The 16,486-nt window shown below is 73.8% G+C and carries 10 protein-coding genes; 7 read left to right on the top strand and 3 right to left on the bottom strand.

The window, feature by feature from the left end:
• Positions 1 to 232 precede the first annotated feature (232 nt).
• From GHR20_RS03205 to GHR20_RS03190, 4 genes are all read left to right on the top strand, one after another.
• Complete coding sequence (locus GHR20_RS03205) at positions 233 to 991, top strand: (2Fe-2S)-binding protein (protein WP_153812123.1); 759 nt, start codon at positions 233 to 235, stop codon at positions 989 to 991.
• 167 nt (positions 992 to 1,158) lie between these two features.
• Positions 1,159 to 3,480: a GH92 family glycosyl hydrolase gene (locus GHR20_RS03200; protein WP_153812122.1), complete on the top strand. Its 2,322-nt coding sequence runs from the start codon at positions 1,159 to 1,161 to the stop codon at positions 3,478 to 3,480.
• 144 nt (positions 3,481 to 3,624) lie between these two features.
• Positions 3,625 to 4,956: a wax ester/triacylglycerol synthase family O-acyltransferase gene (locus tag GHR20_RS03195; RefSeq protein WP_111584955.1), complete on the top strand. Its 1,332-nt coding sequence runs from the start codon at positions 3,625 to 3,627 to the stop codon at positions 4,954 to 4,956.
• Positions 4,957 to 5,161: 205 nt separating this feature from the next.
• Positions 5,162 to 6,673: an SDR family NAD(P)-dependent oxidoreductase gene (locus GHR20_RS03190; protein ID WP_153812121.1), complete on the top strand. Its 1,512-nt coding sequence runs from the start codon at positions 5,162 to 5,164 to the stop codon at positions 6,671 to 6,673.
• 40 nt (positions 6,674 to 6,713) lie between these two features.
• Here GHR20_RS03190 and GHR20_RS03185 read toward each other — a convergent pair whose 3' ends face one another.
• A complete protein-coding gene (locus GHR20_RS03185; protein WP_148025492.1) occupies positions 6,714 to 7,106 on the bottom strand; it encodes a hypothetical protein in 393 nt (130 codons plus the stop codon).
• A gap of 456 nt (positions 7,107 to 7,562) precedes the next feature.
• Between GHR20_RS03185 and GHR20_RS03180 the strand changes: the two genes are divergently transcribed.
• Positions 7,563 to 7,742 carry a hypothetical protein gene (locus GHR20_RS03180; protein WP_153812120.1) on the top strand — a complete coding sequence of 60 codons (180 nt, stop codon included), beginning with the start codon at positions 7,563 to 7,565 and terminating at the stop codon, positions 7,740 to 7,742.
• Between the two features lie 90 nt (positions 7,743 to 7,832).
• Here GHR20_RS03180 and GHR20_RS03175 read toward each other — a convergent pair whose 3' ends face one another.
• A complete protein-coding gene (locus tag GHR20_RS03175; RefSeq protein WP_153812119.1) occupies positions 7,833 to 9,179 on the bottom strand; it encodes an amidase in 1,347 nt (448 codons plus the stop codon).
• Positions 9,180 to 9,407: 228 nt separating this feature from the next.
• Here GHR20_RS03175 and GHR20_RS03170 point away from each other — a divergent pair, with 228 nt between their 5' ends.
• Complete coding sequence (locus tag GHR20_RS03170; protein ID WP_153812118.1) at positions 9,408 to 12,422, top strand: glycoside hydrolase family 38 C-terminal domain-containing protein; 3,015 nt, start codon at positions 9,408 to 9,410, stop codon at positions 12,420 to 12,422.
• Between the two features lie 80 nt (positions 12,423 to 12,502).
• Here the strand turns inward: GHR20_RS03170 and GHR20_RS03165 are convergent, their stop codons facing one another.
• A complete protein-coding gene (locus tag GHR20_RS03165; RefSeq protein WP_153812117.1) occupies positions 12,503 to 13,924 on the bottom strand; it encodes a lipase maturation factor family protein in 1,422 nt (473 codons plus the stop codon).
• A 100-nt stretch (positions 13,925 to 14,024) separates the two neighbouring features.
• On the opposite strand from GHR20_RS03165, the gene GHR20_RS03160 reads away from it, so the two are divergent.
• Positions 14,025 to 16,451, top strand: a complete 2,427-nt coding sequence (locus tag GHR20_RS03160; RefSeq protein ID WP_153812116.1) for a DUF6777 domain-containing protein — start codon at positions 14,025 to 14,027, stop codon at positions 16,449 to 16,451.
• The last annotated feature ends 35 nt before the right edge of the window (positions 16,452 to 16,486 follow it).

The following is a 16,486-nucleotide window of genomic DNA, read 5'->3' as shown; positions in this document are numbered from 1 at the left end:
CTCATCGGCGTCTCCTGTGCGTGCGGCGGGGGGCCTGAGCCCGGCGCGGCCTACGGTCGGCTTCCATGGTCAACACTCTGCCCGCCCGCGCTCTTCCCGTCGTCGTCCCTGAGCACGCAATGCGTCCTACTCCCGATGGAGTACACCGGTTCGGTGATCATCCCTCAGGTGGGTTACCCGGGGGGAGCCCCCCGACGACCGGTGCGCGAACGGGCCTGGTACGAGTGTCCTCGTGGACCTCGACCCCGAACTCGCCGCCCTGCGCCCGCCGGGCCCCTTCTTCACCCTGCGCCCGGCCCCGCACGGGAACCCGGCCGGGCTGCCGACCCTCGCGGCGGCCTACGCGCCGGACGGCCCCGGCGATCCCCTGAGCGCACGCGTGCGCCTCGTCGGCCGCCGCCTGGGCACCCCCGAACCCCGGGTCGCCGCCTCCCTCGCCCAGCAGGGCCTGGCCGCCCGGCTCTGGTCGGCCGCGCTCGGCTGCGCCGTCCTGTACGGCCGGCTGCCCGATCTGCGTCCGGGCCTGCTGCGCTGGGACATCGAGGCGTCCGCGCCCGACGACCTGTGGCTCACCGAGGTACGCCCGGGACCCGGGGACGCGACCGCCCTCGCCGACGCCGTGCTGCACGGTCATCTGGAGCCCCTGGGGGAGACCCTGAGAGCCCATTACGGGATCGCGGCCGGGCTGCTGTGGGGCAACGCGGGCTCCGCGCTCGCCGGAGCCGCCCGGGAACTGGAGCGCTGGGCCCGCGCCGAGGGGCGCCCCGGCACGGTGGCCCGCACCCGCGCGCTCGCCGGTGAACTCTTCGGCCACCCCCTGCTGCGGTCCACGGGCACCCGTACCGGCACCGCGTTCCGCCGGCGCAGCTGCTGCCTGTACTACCGGGTCCCCGGCGGCGGTGTGTGCGGCGACTGCTGCTTCCCCCGGCCCCCGGCGGCACCGCGCGCCTCAACCGCCGTATCGGACACGGGAGATCGGCCGGCCGGCTGAAGTGCCGTACGGCGGGGGCGCGGCCGGGGCGCGCGCTCTTCTCACAGTCCGTCAAATCACCCTCGTCCGCGACGCGTTTACCCTCTCCCGCCGTGCAATGCCCGGTTTCACGGCATTCGCCCGCCACGATGCAGGCAACGATGTCGAACCTCCGGAGGTCATCCGAGATGAGAGGGACCCGGCGCACACGGCTGTGCCTGGCCTGGGTGATGGCAGCGTCCGCGCTGATCGCCACCCCCGCCGCAGGAGCCGCCGAGCGGACCGACGGCCACCTCACCGACCTGGTGAACCCCTTCATCGGGAGCCAGGACGAGGGCAACACCTTCCCCGGCGCCGCCGTGCCCTTCGGCATGGTGCAGCTCTCGCCCGACACCGGGCACAACACCGGTTACGACTACACCCAGAGCCGGATCCGCGGCTTCTCGCTGGTCCATCTGTCGGGTGTGGGCTGCCGGATCGGCGGCGACCTGCCCGTGCTGCCCACCACCGGCGACGTCACACAGACCGACGACGCCAAGTACGCCGCCGCCTTCGCGCACGGCGACGAGACGGCGAGCCCCGGCTACTACCGCGTCGGCCTCGCCTCCGGCATCCGCGCCGAGCTGACCGCCTCCGCCCGCACCGGGGTGCAGCGCTACACCTTCCCCGCCACCGCCAAGGCCGACGTCCTGCTGAACGCGGCCCAGTCGCTGCACAAGGCGAGCGGCAGCAAGGTGGAGATCCTGGACGACCACACCGTGCGCACCGAGATCACCGGGCACGGCTTCTGCCGGGACACCGGTCCGTACACGGTCCACACGATCACCCGGTTCAGCCGGCCCTTCACCGCGTACGGCACCTGGGACGGCGCCACCGTCACCGCGGGCTCGCGCAGTGGGCGTGGCGGCGCCTATGTCCGCTTCGACACCACCCGGGACCGTACGGTCGAGGCGACCACCGCGCTGTCGTACGTCGACGCGGCGGGAGCTGCGGGCAATCTGCGGGCCGAGGGCGGGCGCTCGTTCGACACCGTGCGCCGGGCGGCCCGCGGGCAGTGGGAGGCGCGGCTGGCGCGGGTGCGGGTCCGGGGCGGTACCGGCACCCTGCGCCGTACGTTCTACTCCTCGCTGTACCGGTCCTACCTCGCGCCCAACGTCGGCGGCGACGCCGACGGCCGCTACTTCGGCTGGGACCGGCGGGTCCACCACGCCTACGGCTTCACGTACTACCAGAACTGGTCGCTGTGGGACACCTACCGCACCCAGGCCCAGCTGCTCGCCCTGCTCGCGCCGCGCGAGGCACGGGACATGGCCCGCTCGGTGGTGGCGGTCGACGAGGACGGCGGCTGGCTGCCCAAGTGGGGGTACGGCCCGGTCGAGACGAACGTGATGAGCGGCGACCCGGTCACCCCCTTCCTGACCACCGCCTATCAGATGGGCCTGCTGAAGGGGTTCGAGGAGCGGGCCTACCGCGCGCTGCGCAAGAACGCGGACGGGGTGCCGCCCGCCGCGAACCCGGGGATCGGGCGGGAGGCGAACGCCGAGTACATCAAGGACGGCTTCGCCCCGTTCGACAAGGACCGGCCGCTGGCCAAGATGGGCGACTCCGACTACCACCACGGCGCCTCCGTCACCCTGGAGTACGCCCTCGCCGACGCCATGCTCGCCCAGATGGCCCGGGATCTCGGGCATGACGCCGACGCCGCCCGGTACGCGGCCCGCTCGCGCAACTACCGCACCATCTTCGACCCCTCGACCGGCTTCTTCCGGGCCCGGGACGCCTCCGGAGCCTTCACCGGCTCCCCCGACCCGGCGCTCGGCACCGGCTTCCACGAGGGCACGGCCTGGCAGTACCAGTGGCTGGTCCCGCAGGACCTGACCGGCATGATCGGCCTGATCGGCGGCAAGCGCGCCGCCAACGACCGCCTGGACTCCTTCTTCGCCTACGACCGGCTGCTCGCCGACCCGGCGCGGACGGCCCGCGAGGTGTGGGTGCACGGCGACGCGTACGCGTACTACAACGCGGCCGTCTACAACCCGATGAACGAGCCCGATCTGATCGCGCCCTACACCTACCTCGCCACCGGCCAGCCGTGGAAGACCACCGACGTGGTGCACGCGGCCCTGACCCTGTTCACCGACGGCCCCACCGGTATGACCGGCAACGACGACCTCGGCACCATGTCCGCCTGGAACGTGCTCTCGTCCATCGGGCTGTTCCCGATCCAGCCCGGCTACGACACCTGGGGCCTGTCCACCCCGGTCTTCGACCGCGTCGACCTCGCCCTGGACCGCCGCTACTGGCCGAGCGGCGGACTGACCGTCACCGCGCCCGGCACCTCGGCCGCCGACCGCTACGTCCAGGGCGTGCGGGCCGACGGTTCGGCCCACGGGCGGACGTATCTGACGACGCGTGCGCTGCGCTCCCTGCGCTCGCTGGCGTTCACGGTCGGCCCGCGCCCGTCAGGGTGGGGTACGGCGGCCCAGGCGGTTCCCCCGGTACTGAAGTGACCTCAGGCTTCTCCCGAGTCCCGCCCCGTTCGGAGGGGCGGGACTTTATCCGTTGTTAACTGAGCGCATATCGATCGAACTTGACCGTAATCGACTGCCGGGGCTTGACTGAAGTTCCCTTCCGTCGACGCGCGAGGCAAGCCCGTGACCTCCGATTTGCTCGCTCCCCTCGACCTGGCCTTCTGGAACATGGAGTCCGACCGGCACCCGATGCACCTGGGCGCGCTCGGCGTCTTCGGCGCGCACTCGCCCACCGCGGGCGCCCACGCCGCCGACCTGCTCGCCGCCCGCGCCGCCGCCGTCCCCGGGCTGCGCCTGCGCATCCGCGACGTCTGGGGCCCGCTCGCCTTCGGCGGCGCCACCCGCGAGGCGGACCCGGACTTCGACCCGCTGAACCATGTACGGCTGCACGCGCCGACCGGCGACTTCCACGCGGTGGCCGGTCGGCTGATGGAGCGTCCGCTGGAGCGCGGCCGGCCGCCCTGGGAGGCGCATGTCCTGCCCGGCGAGGACGGGGTCTCCTTCGCCGTGCTCTTCAAGTTCCACCACGCCCTCGCCGACGGGCTGCGCGCGCTCAAACTCGCCGCGGGCGTCCTCGATCCGATGGACATGCCCGAGCGGCCGCCGCGCCCCGCGGCCCCGCCGCGCCGGGCCCTGCCGGACGTGCGCGAGCTGCCCGGCATGCTCCCCGGCCTGCTCAGGGGCGTCCTCTCCGATGCGGGCCGGGCCCTGGACATCGGCGCCTCCCTCGCCCTGTCCACCCTGCGCATGCGGCCCAGCACCGCGCTCGCCTCCCCGCCCAGCGGCACCCGCCGCACGGCCGGCGTCGTCCTGGACATCGACGAGGTGCACCGGGTGCGCAAGACGGCCGGGGGCACGGTCAACGACGTCCTCATCGCGGTCGTCGCCGGGGCGTTGCGCCGCTGGCTCGACGAACGCGGCGACGGCAGCGCCGGGGTGGCGCCGCGCGCCCTGATCCCCGTCTCCCGGCGCCGCCCGCGCACCGCCCAGCCACCCGGCAACCGGCTCTCCGGCTATCTGATACGGCTCCCCGTGGACGAGCCCGACCCGCTCGGCCGGCTCGCGGCCGTGCGCACCGCGATGGTCCGCAACAAGGACGTGGGCCCCGACCGGGGCGCCGGCGCGGTCGCGCTGCTCGCCGATCATGTGCCGGCGCTCGGCCACCGGCTCGGCGGCCCGCTCGTCGGCCAGGCCGCCCGGCTGTGGTTCGACATCCTGGTCACCAGCGTGCCGCTGCCCGGCGTGGGACTGCGCCTCGGCGGCCACCAGCTGACCGAGGTCTACCCCCTGGCCCCGCTCGCGCCCGGCCAGTCGCTCGCGGTCGCGATCTCGACGTACCGCGGCCGGGTCCACTACGGCCTGGTCGCGGACGCGGCGGCGGTCCCGGATCTCGACCGGTTCGCGCACGCGGTATCGACGGAGGTGAAGACACTGCTGGCGGCGTGCGACTGCTGAGGCACGGGGCCCTACGGGGTGCGCACGGGCCCCCGGCCCCGCCCCGGCCGTCCGCTTTCCACCGGCCCCGCCTCCCTGTCTCCACCGGCCTCGCCCCCCTGCTCCGATCGGGTTTCGCTTCCTGGTCCCGGGCTCCGTTAAAATTTCGCGTTCGATAGCGGGCGCGAATCGGAGCGCTGCGCGGGATCAGGGAAACGGCAGCGCGATGACGGTGACAGAAGACGGCTCCATGGCCGCCACGGACCCCATGGCCGCGGAAGAGGTCGTCCACGGCCCGGGGATCGACCCCGAGCGCCTGGCCCTCTGCCTCAGCGTGCTGGAGGAGCTCGACACGATCGATGTCGACCACCCCGACGCGATCCTGGTGCGCCGGGCCACCTCGTCCCTCTACCGGACGGTCAAGCAGCGCCGCCGCCAGGAGCGCCGGGCCGCCAAGACCGCGCACGACCGCGCGATCACCGAGGCCACGGCCACCGGCTCCGCCGAGCGCATCGACGACGAGACCGAGGGCATCCTGCCCTCCTCCAAGGTCGAGGAGGGCCGCATCGCGGGCATACTCCAGCGCCCGCGCTCCTGCTACACCTGCAAGACCCGCTACGTCGAGGTCGACTACTTCTACCACCAGCTCTGTCCCCGGTGCGCCGCCCTGAACCGCGCCAAGCGGGACGCCCGCGCCGACCTCACCGGCAAGCGCGCCCTGCTCACCGGCGGCCGCGCCAAGATCGGCATGTACATCGCGCTGCGGCTGCTGCGCGACGGCGCGCACACGACGATCACCACCCGGTTCCCCAAGGACGCCATCCGCCGCTTCAAGGCGATGGAGGACTCGGCGGACTGGCTGCACCGCCTGGAGATCGTCGGCATCGACCTGCGCGACCCGGCGCAGGCCGTGTCGCTGGCCGAGCGGGTCACCGAGGCGGGCCCGCTCGACATCCTGATCAACAACGCGACGCAGACCGTACGCCGGCTGCCCGCGGCGTACGCCGCGCTGGTCGAGGGCGAGAGCGCCCCGCTGCCCGCCGGTGAGCTCCCCGCCCACCAGGTGATCGGCGCCTTCAACTCCGGCGCCGTGGACGGCATCGCCGCGCTGCCCATCGGCGCCAGCGGCCTGGACGCGCAGAAGGTCGCCGACCTCGCGCTCGTCGCGGGCAACGCGAGCGTCGCCCGGCACCTGGACGGCACCGCGATCGACGCGGGCGGCCTGGTCCCGGACGTCGTGGACTCCAACACCTGGGTGCAGTCCATCGAGCAGATCTCCCCGGTGGAGCTGCTGGAGACCCAGCTGTGCAACTACACGGCGCCGTTCATCCTGATCAGCATGCTCCGCCCGGCGATGGCCGACGCGGCCCGCAAGGCGGCGCGCGGACGGTCGTACGTCGTCAACGTCTCGGCGATGGAAGGGGTGTTCAGCCGCGGCTACAAGGGCGCCGGTCACCCGAACACCAACGCGGCGAAGGCGGCCATGAACATGGTGACGCGGACCAGCGCCCAGGAGATGTTCGACACCGACGGCATCCTCATGACCTCCGTCGACACCGGCTGGATCACCGACGAGCGCCCGCACTACGACAAGCTGCGCCTCGCCGAGGCCGGTTTCCACGCGCCCCTCGACCTGGTCGACGGCGCGGCCCGCGTCTACGACCCGATCGTGCGCGGCGAGGACGGCGACGACGTGTACGGCGTCTTCCTCAAGGACTACGCGCCCGGCAAGTGGTAGCGGGCGCCGCGCACTGACGTCCCGGGGTCCGCCCCGGGGGTCAGTCGACCGCGTCCAGCCGGCGGTGGCGCGCGGCAACCAGTTCCAGGACCGTGCGCCAGTCCTCCAGCACACCGGCGTCGAAGCCCGCCGTACGGGCCTCCTCGCGGGCCAGGCTCAGCCGCAGGACGTCCTCGTCGGCGCCCGCGTCCCCGCGCAGCAGCCGGAACACCCGTTCCCCGAGCAGCGGCCGTACCGCCGCGGCGGCCCGGCGTGCCGAGTCCGCCTCGCCGCCCGTACCCGGCAGCGGCCCGATGCCCTGCACCAGCCCCGCCACCTGGAGCTCCTTGTCGGCGGGGCGGCCGCGGCGCAGCAGTGCGGCGGTCCGCAGCGCGTGCCGGGGCCGCCCGGCGTGCAGCAGCTCCATCAGCTCCTCGACGCTGCGCAGCTCCATGCGTCCGTCCTTCCGCGAGAGGACCGTGTCGGGCGCCAGCAGACCATGGTGAGCTTGCGGTCCGGCCAACGGCACCTGAACTGACGCGCGGGACTGCCCGGCGTACGCCGAACGGGTGATACGGAGCGTCGATTCCGCGATGCGCTTTGTTATGGATAGCTGCATATTGGACGGTATTGGGTTGCCGTTCGAAGCGTGATAGTTACCCCTTGTTTGCATTCCCTATCGAGCGGCAGTCCGCTCATTTGGTTAATCTGGAGTGGACGGGCAGCGAAAAGGGGTCCCACCCCCACCCATTTCGTCCGCCGAGGAGTGTGCCGTGGATCATCGGCCCGCTCCACCTGAAGTACCGGCGCCACCGCGCCCGAACTGGCCTTCCATCCAGACCTGAGCGGGCGGCGAGCGCCGGAGCGCAGATTGTCCGGTACGCCCCGAGGGTGACCCGACACATAAGGAGTGCGCGGTGACACCGGAGAAGACGAAACGCGAGCAAAGCCCGAAGAGTACCCGGAGCGCCCGGGCCGCCGGCCCGGAGAACTCGGCAGCCTCGACGTGTGGGCCCGGTCCGCCCCCATCCGCCTCGCCGGCTACGAGGAGGACCTCGCCGAACCCCACATCCTGCCGAGCGTGGACTGATCCCCGTTCGGCGTCGCCGCGCATGGGTGCGATGCGAGCATCGCGCCCATGCCGATCAGAGAAGCCGATCGGCTTCCGGGCCCCGGTGTGTCAGTCGCCCAGAGGTGCCGTGCGGTGCCATGGCAGTGAGTGCTCCAATTCCTCGGCCAGGTCCAGCAGGACGGCCTCCGTGCCGGGGCGGCCCACCAGTTGGACGGCGGCGGGGGCGCCCGAGGGCAGGGTGCCGACGGGGACGGACATCGCGGGCCAGCCGGTCAGGTTCCAGGGCGGGGTGAAGGGCGAGTAGGCCGAGTTGGCGAGGACGTTGCGCAGCCAGCCGCGTTCGTGCCACGGTCCGGCGGCGGGGGAGCGGCGGGCCAGCGCCGGGGTGAGCAGCACGTCGTGCTCGGTGAGGAACGGGGTCAGCCGGGCGCGCAGGCGCTCGCGTTCGCTGCCGGTGCGGACCTGGCCGACGAAGCGCCGGCCGATCGCCGCGTGCACCCGGGTGCGCCGGGCCAGCCGCGCCGCGTCCAGCCCCTCGGCGTCCACCGCCGTCCCCGCCGTCCAGTGCTTGAGCGCGCTCACCCCCATCGTCAGGGGGTACGGCGGTTCCGCCCGGCGCACCCGGTGGCCCGCCCGCGCCAGCGCCCCCGCCGCCTGCCGGACCGCGCCCGCGTACGCGCCGCCGACGCCCGCCACGGGGAGCGGATTGCGCAGGGCCACGGCGATCGTGCGCCGCGCGGGCTCCCCGGCGGCGGGGAAGTCCCGGCCGGCCAGGACGCCCAGCATCAGCCGCAGATCCTCGACCGTGGTGGCCAGCGGGCCGTTCTCCGACATGCCGAACCAGTCGCCGTTGCCGATCCCCGCCGCCACCACCCCGTGCCCCGGCTTCACCGTGACGAGCCCGCAGTTCGCCGCCGGGATGCGCAGGGAGCCCATGCCGTCGTTGCCGAGCGCGAGCGGCACGAACCCCGCGGCCACGGCGGCGGCGCTGCCCCCGGAGGACCCGCCCGCCGTGCGCGTGGTGTCCCAGGGGTTGCGCGAGGCGCCGTACGGCCCCTCGGTCGTACCGAAGACGCACAGCTCGGGCACGTTCGTCAGACCCACGACCACCGCGCCCGCCGCCCGCAGCCGGGCCACCGTGACATGGTCCTCGGCCGCCGGGGCGTCCGGGGTCGCGGCGGAGCCGTCACGGTGGGCCTCGCCGCGCACCGCCAGGTTGTCCTTCACCGCCACCGGCACGCCCGCGAGCGGCAGTCCGGCCAGCCCGGCGCGCGAGCCCACCTCCTCCGCCTCGGCGAGCGCCGCGCGCGCCCGTACGGTGCGGAACGCCTCGATCCGCCCGTCGTACCGCTCGATCCGCGCCAGGTGCTCCGCCACCACCTCCCGTGGCGTGACCCGCTTCTCCCGCACGGCGGTGGCTATGTCGGCGGCGCTCCGCCCGGCCCAGTTCCCCACGGCACTCCTCGGTCGATCGTCGGCTACTCGCCGGTACGCACAGGGGCGCAGGGAGAACTGTGCCTCGTCGGGCACGGTACGTCGAGGGTCCGGCGGCCGTCGGAGGGGAATGCGTTCCTCAGCGGGTCCGAAGCGGGCCCGAAGCGCGGACGAAACCGAGCCCGAAGCAGTCCGACGTACCTCCCCCGTGAGCCGTGAACGCCCGGAACCCAGCAGGGAGCATCCCGTATGCATGACGACCGCACGCTGGTGGAGGACCGCCTGCGCCGCGTCCTGACCGAGCGCATCCGCCCCGCCGTGTACCCCGCGTCCGTGCCGCTCCAGGTCGCGGTGTGGCACGCGCCCGGCGAGCCGGTGCCGGTGGCCGAGGGGCTCGCCGCCGAACTCCGGCCGGTCGAGGTGGGCACCCCATGGGGCGCCCCCTGGGGCACCAGCTGGTTCCGGGTGACCGGGACCGTGCCCGAGGCGTGGGCGGGCCGGACCGTCGAGGCCCTGCTCGACCTGGGCTTCGCGCAGGACCTGCCCGGATTCCAGTGCGAGGGCCTGGTGTACCGGCCCGACGGCACCCCGGTGAAGGGCCTGAACCCGCGCAACCAGTGGGTGCGGATCGGGGCCCCCGTCGCGGGCGGCGAGCCGGTGTGCCTGCACATCGAGGCCGCCGCCAACCCGCTGGTCTTCGGGCCGGGGCCCACCCCCTTCGGCGAGAAGGGCACCGCCGGGAGCGCGCCGCAGTACACGCTCGCCCGCATGGATCTCGCCGTCTTCGACGACACCGTGTGGCAGCTGGTCCTCGACCTGGAGGTGCTCGGCGAGCTGATGGCCGAGCTGCCGGTGGACTCCGCGCGCCGGTACGACATCCTGCGTGCCGTCGAACGGTCCCTGGACGCCGTCGACCTCCAGGACGTGAACGGCACGGCGGCCCGCGCCCGCGAGCGGCTGACCGGCGTCCTGTCCGCGCCCGCCGTCCCCTCCGCCCACCGGATCAGCGCGGTCGGACACGCCCACATCGACTCGGCGTGGCTGTGGCCGCTGCGCGAGACGGTGCGCAAGGTGGCCCGCACGGCGGCCAACATGACCGCCCTGATCGAGGACGAGCCGGAGTTCGTCTTCGCCATGTCGCAGGCCCAGCAGTGGGCCTGGGTGAAGGAGCACCGGCCCGAGGTGTGGACGCGGATGCGCGAGGCGGTGGCGACGGGGCGGTTCGTGCCGGCCGGCGGGATGTGGGTGGAGTCGGACACCAACATGCCCGGCTCGGAGGCGATGGCCCGGCAGTTCGTGCACGGAAAGCGGTTCTTCCTGGAGGAGTTCGGCCTGGAGAACGAGGAGGTGTGGCTGCCCGACACCTTCGGGTTCGCGGCCGGGCTGCCGCAGATCATCCGGGCGGCGGGCGCCAAGTGGCTGCTGACCCAGAAGATCTCCTGGTCGAGGACGAACAGTTTCCCGCACCACACCTTCCAGTGGGAGGGCATCGACGGCACCCGGATTCTCACCCACTTCCCGCCCGTCGACACCTACAACTGCACCCTGCACGGCTCCGAACTCGCCCACGCCGCACGCAACTTCCGGGAGAAGGGCCGCGCCCGGCACTCGCTCGCGCCCACCGGCTACGGCGACGGGGGCGGCGGCACCACCCGCGAGATGGCCGGCCGGGCGGCCCGGCTGCGCGATCTGGAGGGCTCGCCCGCCGTCGTCTGGGAGACCCCGGGCGCCTTCTTCGGCAAGGCGGCGGCCGAATACCCCGACGCCCCCGTCTGGGTGGGGGAGTTGTACCTGGAACTGCACCGCGCCACCCTCACCAGCCAGGCCGGGACCAAGCGGGGCAACCGGCGCAGCGAACATCTGCTCCGGGAGGCCGAGCTGTGGGCCGCGACCGCCGCCGTACGCACCGGACACCCTTACCCGTACGAGGAGTTGGACCGCATCTGGAAGACGGTCCTGCTGCACCAGTTCCATGACATCCTGCCCGGCTCCTCCATCGCCTGGGTGCACCGGGAGGCGCGGGCGACCTACGCGCGGGTCGCGGGGGAGCTGGAGGCGGTCATCGCGGGGGCGCAGCGGGCGCTGGCGGGGGAGGGAACGCGGGAGCTGGTGTTCAACGCGGCGCCGTACGAGCACGCCGGGGTGCCGGCGGCGGGCGCCCGGCCCGCTCCGGGCGCGGGCGCCGGGGCGGTGCCCGAGCCCCGCGCGGCGGGCGGGTACGTGCTCGACAACGGGCTGCTGCACGTGGAGATCGACGCCCGGGGCCTCATCGTCTCCGCCCGCGATCTCACCGCCGACCGCGAGGGCGTCGCCCCCGGCGCGGCGGCCGGCCTCCTCCAACTCCACCAGGATCTCCCGAACATGTGGGACGCCTGGGACGTCGACTCCTTCTACCGCAACACCGTCACCGACCTCACGGACGCCGACGGGATCGGCGTCGGCGAGGACGGGGCATCGGTACGGATCGTCCGCTCCTTCGGCGACTCCCGTGCCACCCAGGTGTTCTCGCTGCCCCGGGGGGAGCGGCGGCTGGTCGTCGACACGGAAGTGGACTGGCACGAGACGGAGAAGATCCTGAAACTGGCCTTCCCGCTCGACCTGCACGCCGAACGGTACGCGTCGGAGACCCAGTTCGGGCACGTCTTCCGTCCCACCCACACCAACACCTCATGGGAGGCGGCCAAGTTCGAGGCGTGCAACCACCGCTTCGTCCACCTGGAGGAACCCGGCTGGGGCGTGGCCCTCGTCAACGACGCGACGTACGGACACGACGTCACCCGCACCGTACGGACCGACGGCGACCGGGGTACGACCACCACCGTCCGCGCCTCCCTGCTGCGCGCCCCGCGCTTCCCCGACCCCGACACCGACCAGGGCAGGCACCGCTTCCGGCACGCCCTGGTGCCCGGCGCCTCGATCGCCGACGCGGTCCGCGAGGGCTGGCGGGTCAACCTGCCCGAGCGCCGTACGACCGGCGCCCGGGACGTCGCCCCGCTCATCACCGTGGACGACGACGCGGTCGTCGTCACGGCGGTCAAGCTGGCCGACGACGGCAGCGGCGACGTGGTGATCCGCTTCCACGAGGCCCACGGCGGCCGCGCCCGGCCCACCCTCACGGCCGGCTTCGCCTTCAGTGGCCTCACGGTCACCGACCTGCTGGAACGCCCGCTCGCGGACGCGCCGCAGCCGGTCCGCGAGGGCGAGCGGATCACCGTACGGCTGCGCCCGTTCGAACTGATGACGCTGCGGTTGCGCAGGGTCTGAAGCACCCCTGACCGTGCCCGGGGTCGCGCTGGCCGGGCGCGGGCGCGGGTGGGAGCACGGCGGGGGCGTGGGCGTACGGGTTACGGCCTCTCGGTCGCTGCGGCCAGCCGGGTCGGCGGCAGGTACTCGCGCACGTACGTCCGGTCCCAGCACGCCCCCGTCTCCCGCAACTCCCGCCAGGAGGTGTAGCGGTAGCGGAAGAGGCGGGCGCGGACATAACGCGGCGGGGTGTCCGGCGGGAAGGGGGAGCGGCGCAGCAGCCGCAGCGTGGCGCGGTCGTTCTCCAGGAGGCGTTCCACCAGGCCGCCGAACCACTCCCCGGCGTACGCGGGCGACAGCGCGGCGAACCACATCAGCCAGTCCAGGCGCAGATGGTACGGCGCGAACTGGCGCGGCCAGTGGCGCAGTCGGCCCGGCTTGCCCTTGAACTCGTACTCGCGCCAGTCCGCGTCCGGCCGGGCCACCTCGTCCAAGGTGCCCTCCACGACCACCTCGTAGCGCACCCGGCTGACGCTGCCGAACGCGCCGTAGGTGTTGACCAGGTGCAGCGGATCGAAGGAGCGGTTCATCACCTGGCGTCGGGAGACCATGTTCACCACCGGGCGATAGCTGAGGAACAACAGCAGCGCGGCGAGGGCCAGGACCACGATCTCGTACCCCAGGGGCGCGGACGGCAGGGACGGAGCCGTCGCCGGGAGCCGCAGCGCGGAGACCGCCAGCACGACGGTGATCCAGTTCAGCCAGGAGAAGTTGCCGGAGAGCACCAGCCACAGCTGGGTCACGATCATCAGCGCGGTGGCGGCCGAGGCGATCGGCTGGGGCGTGAACAGCAGGAACGGCACCACGAGTTGGGTGAAGTGGTTGGCGGCGACCTCCACCCGGTGCAGCGGCCTGGGCAGATGGTGGAAGAACCAGCTCAGCGGGCCCGGCATCGGCTGGGTCTCGTGGTGGTAGTAGAGGCAGGTCAGCTCGCGCCAGCACGCGTCGCCGCGCAGCTTGATCAGCCCCGCGCCGAACTCCACCCGGAACAGGATCCAGCGCAGCAGGAACAGCACCAGCACCGGCGGCGCCACCCGGTCGTTGCCGAGGAACGCGGCCAGGAAACCGGTCTCCAGCAGCAGCGACTCCCAGCCGAACGCGTACCAGGTCTGGCCCACGTTCACGATCGACAGATACAGCGCCCACGGCACCAGCCACAGCACGATCGCGGCCCACAGCGGCAGCAGCGCGTCCGCCCCGGCGAGCAGCGCCGCCGACACCGCGCACCCCGTCCAGGCCGTGGCCGCGAAGAACCGGTCCGAGTAGTGCAGTTGGAACAGGCTCGGCGCCCGGCGGAAGCGGATCCGCGCCACGTAGTGCGGGATCGGCAGCATCCCGCGCTCGCCCAGCAGCGCCCGGAACTGGAGGGCGGCCGCCGAAAACGCGACGAGGTACACGGCGGCCAGCGCCCGCTGGAGGACCAGCCGGCTCAGCCAGTAGTCGGGTGCGGTGAACCAGTCCACGGCCGCCTCGCCTCCCTCGTACCGGTCCCCCGAGTTGCCAGCGAAACGGGAGCAAAGCAAATAATAGTGATAATTCACCCACAGTGATGCGGAGTGCACGGTGCGCATACCCACCGGATCCATGGTCATGGCCTGCGTGCTGCTCTCGGTGGCGCTGCTCCTCACCGGGTGTGCGGGCGCCGCCGTCAAGGAGGCCCAGCTGGGCGAGGAGGTCTTCCTCCAGCCCGCCGCCGAGCGGGGGCCCAACCCCTTCACCGCCTCCACGGCGACCGGCCCCGCCCGCACCGGCACGCCCCGGCCGACGGGCACCGGCCGTACCGCCGACGCCAGCGCGCCGCCCGCCGGCCTCGCCGTCGCCCCCCTGGCGGCGGCGCGCGCCCTGTCCGGCGGCACCCCGGGGCTCTACAGCGGCAGCGTCCGCGTCGCCGGCTGCGATGTCGAGCGGCAGATCGGGGGGCTGACGGCGGACCCCGCCCGGGGGGACGCGTTCGCCCATGTGGCGGGTGTCTCCCGGACGGATCTGCCCGGATACCTGCGCGCCCTGACCCCGGTCCTGCTGCGCGCGGACACCCGGGTCACCAATCACGGCTACCGGGACGGGCGCATCACCGGGTACCAGGCCGTGCTCCAGGCCGGCACCGCCGTGCTGGTCGACGACCGGGGCGTGCCCCGGGTGCGCTGCGCCTGCGGCAACCCGCTGCGGCCGCCCCAGGAGGCCCGGGGCGGCGTCGGCGCGCGCGGCACCGCGTGGTCGGGCTACCGGCCGAACCAGGTCATCGTGGTGACCCCGGCGCCCCAGGCCGTCGGCAGCCTCACGCTGCTGGACGCCGGGACGAACACGTGGATAGAGCGCCGGCTCGGCCCCGACGTCCGCAACGACCACCTCGTGGCTCCGCCGGCCGTCGCCGACACCGCGCCCCCGGACCCGGGCCTCACCGGCTTCCCCCACCCGTCCCGGCCGGACACCGGCCGGCCCAGTCCCGAGGGGAGCAGGTCGAACACGGCGACGGGCGAGATCGGGGGCGCGGTGATCGACACGGGACGGGTCACACCGGGGCGGGGCGAGGGCCGTGGTGAGCGCGCGGATGATCGCCGTACACGAGCGAACGGGACCGACACGGGGGAGCGGGGCACGGGGGTGCTGGAGCGCCGGGCGGCGGATCGGGGGGAAAGCCGCTCGGACATGGGGACGCGGAGCGCCGGAGAGCGGGCGGAGACGGGGACGCGGAACGCCGAGGGGAGGGCGGACACGGGTTCGCGGAGCACTGGAAGGGGGACGGAGACGGGTTCGCGGAGCGCCGGAGGGAGGGCGGAGAGCGGTTCGCGCAGCGCCGCCTCCGCCGACGGGCGCGGCACGCACGTGACGGACGAGCGGGTGACTACGGCGCCCGACGCGCGCGGCACTTCGGATGCGACCAGGGACGTGACGCGGACGGGTGACGCGTCCAGCGCACCGGCGTCGACGAGCGACGGAACCCGGGCTGCTGATGGTTCCGGGGTTCCGGCTGTGAACGGTCGCGTCACGCCGACGTCCGATGCGGCTCGTTCTCGGGCTGTGACGGGCGACGCGGCTCGCAAGGCCGGTGCCTCCGTCGCTCCCGCCAAGACCGGCCAGGGCACCCGTGCGGTCGACGCGTCCAGTGCTCCGGCGGCGACCGCGACCGGGCAGGGCACCCGGGCGGCTGATGCGTCCGGTGCTCCGGTGGCGACCGGGCAGGGCACCGGCACGTCCGATGCGTCCGGGGTTCCGGCTGCGTCCGGTCGCGTCACGCCGACATCCGATGCGGCTCGTTCTCGGGCTGTGACGGGCGACGCGGCTCGGAAGGCCGGTGCCTCTGCCGCTTCCGCCGCGACCGGGCAGGGCACCCGGGCGGCTGATGCGTCCGGTGCTCCGGTGGCGACCGGGCAGGGCACCCGCACGTCCGATGCGTCCGGGGTTCCGGCTGCGTCCGGTCGCGTCACGCCGACGTCCGATGCGGCTCGTTCTCGGGCTGTGACGGGCGACGCGGCTCGCAAGGCCGGTGCCTCCGTCGCTCCCGCCAAGACCGGCCAGAGCCCCCGGGCGGCTGATGCGTCCAGGGCTCCGGCGTCGACCGGGACCGGCCAGGGCACCCGTGCGGTCGACGCGTCCAGCGCTCCCGCTGTGACCGGCCACGGCACTCCGGCTGCCGATGTCCGCCGTGCTTCCGCCTCCCCCGGCCGGAGTACGGCCAGCCCCGCCGCCTCCCCCGAGGCACGTGCCGTACCCCCCGTCTCGGCCGTTTCCTCGGCCTCGGCGGCCCCGCCGGACGCTTCCGAGCCCGCCCCCGCCACCGTTCCCTCCGCCGCCCCCTCCCTCCTCGACCCCCTCGCCTATCCCCCCGACACCTCCCTCTACAACTCGGCTCCCTTCGGCGATTCCCTCATGCCGCAGGGCCCGGACGAGATCGGGCCGCCCAACGTCACGGACACGCCCGCCCTGCCCGACCCCAGCGGCGGTGGCGCCGGGGGAGCCGTCCCCACCCCCGCCGACGTGCTCGGCGGCTGACCGCCGGACCGGTCGAAGAATCCGGCGAATCCTGG

The sequence above is a fragment of the Streptomyces sp. SUK 48 genome (assembly GCF_009650765.1).
In the GTDB taxonomy this organism is placed as follows: domain Bacteria; phylum Actinomycetota; class Actinomycetes; order Streptomycetales; family Streptomycetaceae; genus Streptomyces.
The sequence above is the reverse complement of the archived record's forward strand: the minus strand, read 5'-3'. Positions and strand labels throughout refer to the sequence as shown.

Bases quoted from the DNA above. Each gene is read 5' to 3' on its own strand.
- GHR20_RS03200 (WP_153812122.1), top strand. From the start codon at position 1,159: ATGAGAGGGACCCGGCGCACACGGCTGTGCCTGGCCTGGGTGATGGCA.
- GHR20_RS03190 (WP_153812121.1), top strand. From the start codon at position 5,162: ATGACGGTGACAGAAGACGGCTCCATGGCCGCCACGGACCCCATGGCC.
- GHR20_RS03185 (WP_148025492.1), bottom strand. From the start codon at position 7,106: ATGGAGCTGCGCAGCGTCGAGGAGCTGATGGAGCTGCTGCACGCCGGG.
- GHR20_RS03170 (WP_153812118.1), top strand. From the start codon at position 9,408: ATGCATGACGACCGCACGCTGGTGGAGGACCGCCTGCGCCGCGTCCTG.